At 67.9% G+C, this 8,319-nt stretch carries 9 protein-coding genes; 3 read left to right on the top strand and 6 right to left on the bottom strand.

Annotated features, from left to right (window positions below; all coding sequences use genetic code 11):
• A partial coding sequence (locus J2852_RS20365) for a transposase (RefSeq protein ID WP_209878923.1) occupies positions 1 to 357 on the top strand: 357 nt, incomplete at its 5' end.
• A 38-nt stretch (positions 358 to 395) separates the two neighbouring features.
• Here the strand turns inward: J2852_RS20365 and rsmA are convergent.
• The 5 genes from rsmA to J2852_RS20340 all read right to left on the bottom strand — a co-directional run bounded on the left by rsmA (position 396) and on the right by J2852_RS20340 (position 4,181).
• Positions 396 to 1,241 carry a 16S rRNA (adenine(1518)-N(6)/adenine(1519)-N(6))-dimethyltransferase RsmA gene (gene rsmA / locus J2852_RS20360; RefSeq protein ID WP_209878921.1) on the bottom strand — a complete coding sequence of 282 codons (846 nt, stop codon included), beginning with the start codon at positions 1,239 to 1,241 and terminating at the stop codon, positions 396 to 398.
• 41 nt (positions 1,242 to 1,282) lie between these two features.
• Positions 1,283 to 1,483 carry a hypothetical protein gene (locus J2852_RS20355; protein ID WP_209878919.1) on the bottom strand — a complete coding sequence of 67 codons (201 nt, stop codon included), beginning with the start codon at positions 1,481 to 1,483 and terminating at the stop codon, positions 1,283 to 1,285.
• Between the two features lie 257 nt (positions 1,484 to 1,740).
• Entirely contained in the window at positions 1,741 to 2,592 is an 852-nt protein-coding gene (locus J2852_RS20350; RefSeq protein WP_425514396.1) for an alpha/beta fold hydrolase, read from the bottom strand.
• A gap of 31 nt (positions 2,593 to 2,623) precedes the next feature.
• A complete protein-coding gene (locus tag J2852_RS20345) occupies positions 2,624 to 3,556 on the bottom strand; it encodes a lytic transglycosylase domain-containing protein (protein WP_343206788.1) in 933 nt (310 codons plus the stop codon).
• Positions 3,557 to 3,632: 76 nt separating this feature from the next.
• Positions 3,633 to 4,181, bottom strand: coding sequence for a hypothetical protein (locus J2852_RS20340; RefSeq protein WP_209878917.1), 549 nt, complete (start codon positions 4,179 to 4,181; stop codon positions 3,633 to 3,635).
• A 144-nt stretch (positions 4,182 to 4,325) separates the two neighbouring features.
• On the opposite strand from J2852_RS20340, the gene J2852_RS20335 reads away from it, so the two are divergent.
• On the top strand, positions 4,326 to 6,590 hold the full coding sequence (locus J2852_RS20335) for a hybrid sensor histidine kinase/response regulator (protein ID WP_209878915.1): 2,265 nt from the start codon (positions 4,326 to 4,328) through the stop codon (positions 6,588 to 6,590).
• A gap of 33 nt (positions 6,591 to 6,623) precedes the next feature.
• Here the strand turns inward: J2852_RS20335 and J2852_RS20330 are convergent, their stop codons facing one another.
• Complete coding sequence (locus J2852_RS20330; protein ID WP_209878914.1) at positions 6,624 to 7,508, bottom strand: LysR family transcriptional regulator ArgP; 885 nt, start codon at positions 7,506 to 7,508, stop codon at positions 6,624 to 6,626.
• A 94-nt stretch (positions 7,509 to 7,602) separates the two neighbouring features.
• Here J2852_RS20330 and J2852_RS20325 point away from each other — a divergent pair, with 94 nt between their 5' ends.
• The gene (locus J2852_RS20325) at positions 7,603 to 8,208 is read left to right on the top strand and encodes a LysE/ArgO family amino acid transporter (RefSeq protein WP_209878912.1); all 606 of its coding nucleotides are present in this window, start codon (positions 7,603 to 7,605) and stop codon (positions 8,206 to 8,208) included.
• Positions 8,209 to 8,319: the final 111 nt, after the last annotated feature.

Below are 8,319 nucleotides of genomic sequence, written 5' to 3'. Positions count from 1 at the left end.
GCAGATGGCCGTTATCTTCGGCGACCGGTTCGCAAGGGCGATGAACGCCTGAAACTGAAATCCGCCCCGCCGAGCACGAAATTCCGGATACTCCCAGAGCGCGTCGCCGCTCACAAGCGGGCCGATATCCTTGCTGCCTTTGAGACCGCGGGGATCCTTGTCCGCTTCCTCCCGCGCTACTCGCCCGACCTCTCGCCCATCGAGCCGGGCTGGGCCAAACTCAAAGGAATCCTGCGCGCCAAGGAAGCCCGCACCGTCAATGCCCTCAACGAGGAACTCGGCCCAGCCCTCAATGCAATCACCGCCACCGACGCCAAAGCGTGGTTCAAGCTATGCGGCTACCCGAATCTAAACTGAGCTGAAATTCGCTTTAACCCCGCCTTATTGACCTTGGCTTATTGGCCCCGGAACGCCCGCGCCAGCGCGGCGAAACCTGCGACGTCCACCTCCTCGGCGCGGGCGGTCGGCTCGATCCCGGCGGCGGCCAGCAGCGCCTCAGCGTCGCCAAGGCTCTTGAGGCTCTGACGGAGCATCTTGCGGCGCTGGCCGAAGGCGGCGGCGGTGACCTGCTCGACCGCCCGCCACTCCGCCGGTTCCCGGTTGACGCGCGGCGTCAGATGCACGACCGAGGAGTCCACCTTCGGCGGCGGCGTGAAGGCCTTGGCCGGCAGGTTGAACAGCACCTTCGCCTCCGTCCGCCACTGCGTGATGACCGACAGGCGGCCGTAGGCCTTGCTGCCCGGCTTGGCGACCAGACGGTCCGCGACCTCCTTCTGGAACATCAGCGTCAGGCTGACATATTCCTCGATTTTCGCCAGCCAGCCGATCAGCAGCGGGGTCGCCACGTTGTAGGGCAGGTTCGCCACGATGGCGCGCGGCGCCGGGGCGAGGTCCACTGGGTCAACTTCCAGCGCGTCCGACTCCACGATCCTCAGACGCCCGTTCGCCGCCTGCACCACGTCCTGCAAGGCGTCGATGAAGCGGTGGTCGCGCTCGATGGCGATGACCTGCTTCGCCTTGGTGGCGAGCAGCGCGCGCGTCAGTCCGCCGGGGCCGGGCCCGACCTCAATGGCGGTGACACCCGCCATATCCCCGGCCGAACGCGCAATGCGCCCGGTCAGATTGAGGTCGAGCAGGAAGTTCTGCCCCAGCGCCTTGCGGGCATCCAGCCCGAAACGGGCGATCACGTCGCGCAGCGGCGGCAGGGCGTGGGGGTCGAAAGCGGAATCGGCGTCGGTCATGGGGTCCTTATAGGACGCTCGACGTCAATCGTCACGGTCCGTCAATCGTCACGACGCTCGATACGGATTTCCGCCCGGCCGGTCAGCACGCCGACCAGAACCGCCACGACGATCAGCACCGGAAGGCCGATCGCCAGCGCCAGGAACAGCCCCGAGGTGATGAACAGAATCACCCCGACCGCGAGCCCCACGACAACCGCCGCCGCCACCGCCGTAAGCGCGTTTGAGACTTGCCGAGCCATACACCCTCGCTTATGTTTGGAGGGTAGGTGGCCGGGTCATTGACCCGACCACCTACCTGCTAGGTAATTTCAAGGGCGATGTGGAGCCGCACTCCCATCGCCCTTATCTTCACCCACAGGGTCAGACTCAGCTTTCGCATCGTCCTACCCTCCGAAACATCGGCAGCACCATTGCCGCCGATCCGCCATGATTAACGGTTGCAGCCGGCGTTGCCCATGCGTCGGAAAGTCTCGTCGGAAAGTCCCGCCGGACGCTCCTACTCTTCCAGCAGAAAGCCGCGCACCGCCGCGATCTGGTCTTCGGTCATCAGTGCCGGAGCATGCCCGGTGTGCGCGAACTCCACCACACGGGCCTTAGGGCCGCGCCGGGTCATCTGCTCCGCCGTTTCGGGCAGCAGTATGTCGGACGTAGCACCGCGCAGCACCAGAACCGGACAGCGGATGCGGTCCCAGATGGCCCACAGATCGACGTCGCCCATCGGCTGCGTCTTGAACGCCTCGGCGATCGCCGGATCGTAGGCGAGGCCGTAACGCCCATCCCCGCGCAGACGCGCGCTGTGCTCGGCCATGTGCCGCCACGCCTCGTCGGGCAGCCGGCCGAAGCCCATCAGGACGAAGCGCAGGTAGGATTCCACCGCCGGAATATCCTCGAACACCGGATCCTTGCCGACATAGTCGGCGATCCGCTGCAAGCCGGGCTTGGAAATGAACGGCCCCACGTCGTTCACGACCAGCCGGCGGATCGGGCTGTTCGGCTGGGCAGCCAGCATCATGCCGATCAGCCCGCCCATGGAAGTGCCGACCCAGTCCACCGCGTCCACGCCCAGCCGGGCGATCAGCGCCGCCATGTCCGCGCAATATTGCGGATAGCCGTAAAGCGTCGGCTCGGCGAGCCAGCCGCTCTTCCCCCGCCCCACCACGTCGGGGCAGGCGACCCGGTAATGATCCGCGAGGTCCAGCGCCAGCGCGTCGAAATCGCGCCCGTTGCGGGTCAGGCCGTGCACGCAGACCACCGTGCGCGCCGCGTCGTCGCGGCCCCACTGGGTATAGGCCACGCTGTGGAAACCGGCCGCGCTGAGGCCGAGGAAGCTGCGTTCGGACATCGGCACGGCGCGGTTTCTCCCCTAGTCTTGTAGCGTTCTAACCCCTGTTGGGCCGCGACAGGTCAGCCGCCTGACGGGCCAGCAACGGCGACGGTCCCGTCACTGCCGCATCGAACGGATGCGTGTCCGCGTCGTAGATGCGGCGGATGGAGCGCACGTAGTTCTGCGTCTCCTCGTAAGGCGGCACGCCCTTGTGACGGTCCACGGCACCTTCGCCCGCGTTGTAGCCGGCCAGGGCCAGAGTAACGTCTCCCTGGAAGTAGGCCAACAGCCAGCGCAGGTACTTGATGCCGCCCTTGACGTTCTCCGCCGGGTCGAAGACGTCGGTCACGCCGAACCGCTCCGCCGTGTCCGGGATCAGTTGCATCAGCCCGGCGGCCTCCTTCGGCGACACGGCGTCGGTGCGATAGGCGCTTTCCACTTGGATGACGGCCAGCACCAGCGCGGGGTCGAGGCCGTATTTCGGCGCCATCTCCTTGACGAGCTTGGCGATCTCGGCCGGCGGCGGGGCCAGCGCGCGCAGCGGGGCGGCGCCCGGCCGGCACCAGGGGCGGATGTGCCCCATCTGGCCCGGCACGTACTTGACCATCTTCTGCGCGTCCGGATGCCCGCGCGTCGCGGCGGCGCGCAGCCAGGCGGTGCCAACGCGCCGGTCGCGCGACACCCCCATGCCGAACAGGAAGCGCCGCGCCATGCGGTAGGCCGCGTTGGGGTCGCCCCGCTCCGCCGCGTCGCAGTCGCTGGCGCGGCTGCCGGCCGCACCACCCTGCTGCTGTTGCTGTATCGCCAGCGGCGACAGGACGCGCACCCCGTTCTCCACGCGCGCGGCCGTCCTGGGCGCTGTCGAGGGGCCAACGGAAGGGTTGTCGCCGCCGCGCACAACCACCGGCTGGTTCTTGGACTCGCCGGCTTGGACGGCGGGTGCCGCCAGCGCGACGAGGCAAGCCAGAGCCATGGATAAAACGCGCACGATCACCCCTGCCACCTTCCTTTGGACGGGAGGGATTATGCGGAAGTACGACCGACTCGGCAAGCACCTGCCCTTTCTACCCCTTTTTCGCGAACCGCCACGCCCAGCCGCGCACCGCCCGCGTCAGGCTCCGCGCCGCCTCCGCCACCCGGCGCCACGCCCGCAACACCGCCTGCCACGCCGGCAGGGCCTTCAGCCAGTCGAGCCAACGCACCACGCGGACATAGCCCCAAGCGAAAGCCGGGATGGTCAGTAGCTTGTCCCGGCTCATGTGGAACAGGCGCTCGACCAAGGTGATCTTCAGAACCTCGGCGGTGCCGATGACCACCACCCCTTCCAGCGCGTGGCCGGTTCCCATCAGATAGAGGCCGAGCGGCTTGGCCGGTTCCAACACCACCAGCGGCACCAGGAACAGCACCAGCGTCGGATAAGGACCCAGCCCAGCCACCCACCGGGCCACCCTGGCGAAGACCGGCCAGCTGCCAACCCAGGCGGCGAACGGCCGGATCACGCCAAAGACCACAGCGTCGATGAGGAAATACAGCACCGCCACCGTCGTCACGACGGGGCGCAGCACCCAATGCCTGACCCAGTGCTTCTCAGACCGTTCGGAAGACCGGAGCATCGCTCCTCCATTCAGGGTATCGGCTACGCCTTTTTATAGTTCAGGCGGACCTTTGGGCAGGTTGGGCGGCGCGCCCGCTTCGCCTATGTAACACCTCTGAGTAAGCGAAACCCTTGTTCTCTTTTCCTGTATTCGCGCCCGACCGTGCCTGGACACTACGACCCACTCCTCGTCGCGCTCTCCATCGTCGTTGCCACCTTCGGCAGCTACGTGGCGCTTGATCTCGCCTCGCACGCCAGGGAGGCGCGGCGCCGGCCCGGCGTCTGGCTCGGCGGCTCCGCGGTCGCCATGGGGGCCGGCATCTGGTCGATGCATTTCATCGGCATGCTGGCCTTCCGCACGCCAATGCCGGTCACCTACGACATCGGCCTCACGACACTGTCCTTTCTGCTGGCCGTGGCGGTGTCGGGCGCCGGCCTGTTTGCGGTCGCCCGCAACATCCCCCGGCGCCTCACCCTGCCCATCGCCGGAACGCTCACCGGGCTCGGCATCGTATCGATGCATTATGTCGGCATGGCGGGCATGCAGATGCCGGGGAGCCTCGCCTACGACACGACGCTGGTCGGCGCGTCGGTGGCCATCGCCATCGCCGCCTCCACCGCCGCGCTGTGGCTCGCCTTCCGCACCGCCAGCCCGCTTCAGCGCTTCGCGAGCGCCCTGGTCATGGGTCTGGCGGTCGTCAGCATGCACTACACGGGTATGGCCGCAGCCAGCTTCCTCGAACCGCACCCGCATATGATGCCACTGGACGGCAGCATGGTCCTGTCCACCCCGCTGCTCGCCGTCGGAACGGGCGCGGGAACGATCCTGCTGCTGTCGCTGGCGCTCGCCTCCGCCCTGCTCGACCGGCGGCGCGTGGCGGAACGGTCGGAACTGCAGGAGGCCCGCTACCGCTCCATCGTGGACACGGCGGTGGACCCGATCGTGGTCATCGACGAAGAAGGGACCATTCATTCCTACAACCGCGCCGCCGAAGCCACCTTCGGCTACGGCGCGGAGGAGGCGGTCGGCGCCAACGTCCGCCTGCTGATGCCGGAACCGCACCGGACCGCCCACGACGGCTACATGGCCCGCCACCGAGAAACCGGCGAGCGGCGCATCATCGGCGTCGGGCGGGAGGTCGAGGGCCGGCGCAAGGATGGCTCCACCTTTCCGCTGGAACTGTCAGTTGCCGAATGGCGCGCTGGGGGGCGGCGCTTCTTCACCGGCATCATGCGCGACATCACGGCGCGCAAGGCCGCCGAGGACGCGTTGCGCCGCGCCAAGGAGGAGGCCGAGCGCGCCCGCGAGGAAGCCCTGGCCGCCAAGGACCGCGCCGAACGCGCCGACATGGCGAAGACCAAGTTCCTGGCCGCCGCCAGCCACGACCTGCGCCAGCCCATTCAATCGCTGTTCTTCTTCGCCCACGCTCTGTCCGACAAGCTGAACGGGCATCCCGCCTCCCCCCTGCTGGCGAGCATGAGCGAATCCCTGAACGGCCTGCGCACCTTGCTCGACAGCCTGCTGGACGTGTCGAAGCTCGACGCCGGCGTGGTCAGCCCCAGCGTGACCGAATTCGCCCTCGGCCCCATGCTGGAGCGGCTGGCCGGTGAGTACGCCCCGCGCGCGGCGGAGGCCGGCCTCACGCTGCGCCACGTGCCGACCAACCGCTGGACCCGCAGCGACCCGGCCCTGCTGGAGCGCATCCTGCGCAACCTGATCGAGAACGCCATCCGCTACACCGAGCGTGGCCGCATCCTGATCGGCTGCCGCCCGTCCGGTTCCGACCTGCGGATCGACGTTCTCGACACCGGCATCGGCATTCCCGAGGACCAGCGGGAGGAGATCTTCAAGGAGTTCACCCAGCTCGCCAACCCGGAGCGCGACCGGCGCAAGGGCCTCGGCCTCGGTCTCGCCATCGTGCGGCGCCTCGCCGGTCTGCTCGACCACACCGTCACGCTCCATTCGACGGCCGGACAGGGCAGCCGCTTCTCGCTGACGGTGCCGACGGTCGCCGCGCGTGCGGCGCCCAAGACCTGCCGCCCCGCCAACCAGCCGGCCTCCGGCAAGGGCTTGATTGTCGTGGTCGAGGACGACGCCATCATCCTGCTCAGCGTCCGGGCGCTGCTGGAGGAATGGGGGTACGAGGTGGTCGCCGCCATGTCCTCCGACGAGGCCATCAGCACGCTGACCAGCCTCGGCCAACGCCCGGACATGATCCTCGCCGACTACCGCCTGCGCGAAGGGCGTACGGGCCTTCAGGCGATCCGCGACATCTTCGGCGTGTGCGGCGTCCGCGTCCCGGCCGTGGTCCTCACCGGCGACACCGACCCCGCCCGCATCGCGGAGGTCCAGCAAAGCGGCTACCGCCTGCTGCACAAGCCGGTGTCCCCGGACCTGCTGCGCGACGTGCTGTCCTCCGCGGCTTGACCGCCCCATCCGTTGGTTCCATCCGGCCCGGAATCACGGTCGATGCAGCATGGCGCGCGCCGTGGTGAGAACGGCGCGCGTGATGTCGGCAAGGGTGCTGCTCGCGATGCGGCTTCGCTGCCAGAACAGCGGGACGTCCAGCGGTTGGTCCGGCACCAGTTCGACCAGCCGCCCGTCGCGCACGTGTTCGGCGACCAGCGTTTCCGGGTTCATCCCCCAGCCGAGGCCGGCCAGTGCCGCGTCGATGAAGGCCTGGGACGAGGGCAACCAGTGGCTGGGCGACGGGATCTCCGTTCCGAAGACCTGCCGTGTCCACAGCGTCTGCAACCGATCCTTGCTGTTGAAGGTCAGGCGCGGCGCGTGCGCGAAGGATTCGGCATCCAGTTCCCCGGAGAAATGCCGGCTAACGAACGCCGGGCTGGCGGTTGCGATGTAGCGCAACGCGCCCAGCGGTGTGCTGTCGCAGCCCTGCACCGGCTTCGCGCTGGCCGTCACCGCCGCCAGGACTTCGCCCCGGCGCAGCCAATCGGCGCTGTGCTCCTGATCGTCCAAGACAAGGTCGAACAGGCAGTCCCGCGTTTCAGCCATGGCGGCGACAAACCATGTGGCGAGGCTGTCCGCGTTCACCGCGATGCGCACGGTCACCGGCGGCCCGGTGTGCTGGAAGCCCGGAAAGTCGCGGCGCAGTTCGCTTTCCAGCAGAGTCACCTGCTCAACATGCTGGCACAGGCGCAGCCCCGCCGGGGTGCCGGCGCAGGGGGTACCGCGCACCACCAGGATCGTCCCAAGCCTTTCTTCTAGAAGCTTCACGCGCTGGGACACGGCCGAAGGGGTGACGTGAAGCTGCTGCGCGGCCCGTTCGAAACTGCCGGTGCGGACCACAGCCGCCAAGGCGGCGAGCAGGGCATAATCCAACATGGATTAGCGTTCCTTAACTCAGCGAAGAATCTTTAATCACTCTAATCTCGCCGACCATGGTAGCGGAAGCGCCTCCGACAACGAGGTGCCCGCCATGCTGTCCGCTTTCGTCCCCGGCCTCCTTCTGGGCCTCAGCCTGATCGTTGCCATCGGCGCGCAGAACGCCTTCGTGCTTCGCCAGGGATTGCGCGGCGAGCACATCCTGGCGATCTGCCTGACCTGCGCGATCTCGGACGCCGTGCTGATCCTGGCGGGCGTTGCCGGCTTCCATCAGGCCAGCGACTGGGTGCCGTGGCTCGAAACCGCGACACGCTATGCTGGCGCGGCCTTCCTGTTCGCCTACGGTCTGCGCAGCTTCTGGGCGGCGGCACGCTCGGCAGACGCGCTGGCACCGGCGAACAGCGTTCCGGCCGGTCTCGGCCCGACGCTGGCGACCTGTCTGGCGCTGACGTGGCTCAATCCGCACGTCTACCTGGACACCGTGGTGCTGGTCGGCTCCGTGTCTACGCAGTTTACCTCGGGCAAGGGCGCCTTTGCCCTTGGGGCGATGACCGCGTCCTTCCTGTTCTTCTTCTCGCTGGGCTACGGCGCGCGTCTGTTGCGGCCGGTCTTCGCACGCCCCGGCGCGTGGCGGGTGCTGGAGGTGGGCATCGGCGTCGTCATGTGGACCATCGCCGCAACGCTGGTGGGCCAAGCTTGATGCTGGTTTCACGTCCGGAGCAATCGGGTGAAAAGCACCGCGTCCAGAATTGGGACATGCATTGCATGCATAACAACAGGCAACGCCTAGCGCTTATCCGCTCGAACACCA

The sequence above is a fragment of the Azospirillum soli genome (genome assembly GCF_017876165.1).
Lineage (GTDB): Bacteria > Pseudomonadota > Alphaproteobacteria > Azospirillales > Azospirillaceae > Azospirillum > Azospirillum soli.
This window is presented reverse-complemented; position numbering and strand designations above follow the sequence as displayed.

What these genes read in the sequence shown, in the direction of transcription:
- rsmA (WP_209878921.1), bottom strand. Translation starts at nt 1,241, where the DNA reads ATGACCGACGCCGATTCCGCTTTCGACCCCCACGCCCTGCCGCCGCTG.
- J2852_RS20355 (WP_209878919.1), bottom strand. Translation starts at nt 1,483, where the DNA reads ATGGCTCGGCAAGTCTCAAACGCGCTTACGGCGGTGGCGGCGGCGGTT.
- J2852_RS20340 (WP_209878917.1), bottom strand. Translation starts at nt 4,181, where the DNA reads ATGCTCCGGTCTTCCGAACGGTCTGAGAAGCACTGGGTCAGGCATTGG.
- J2852_RS20330 (WP_209878914.1), bottom strand. Translation starts at nt 7,508, where the DNA reads ATGTTGGATTATGCCCTGCTCGCCGCCTTGGCGGCTGTGGTCCGCACC.
- J2852_RS20325 (WP_209878912.1), top strand. Translation starts at nt 7,603, where the DNA reads ATGCTGTCCGCTTTCGTCCCCGGCCTCCTTCTGGGCCTCAGCCTGATC.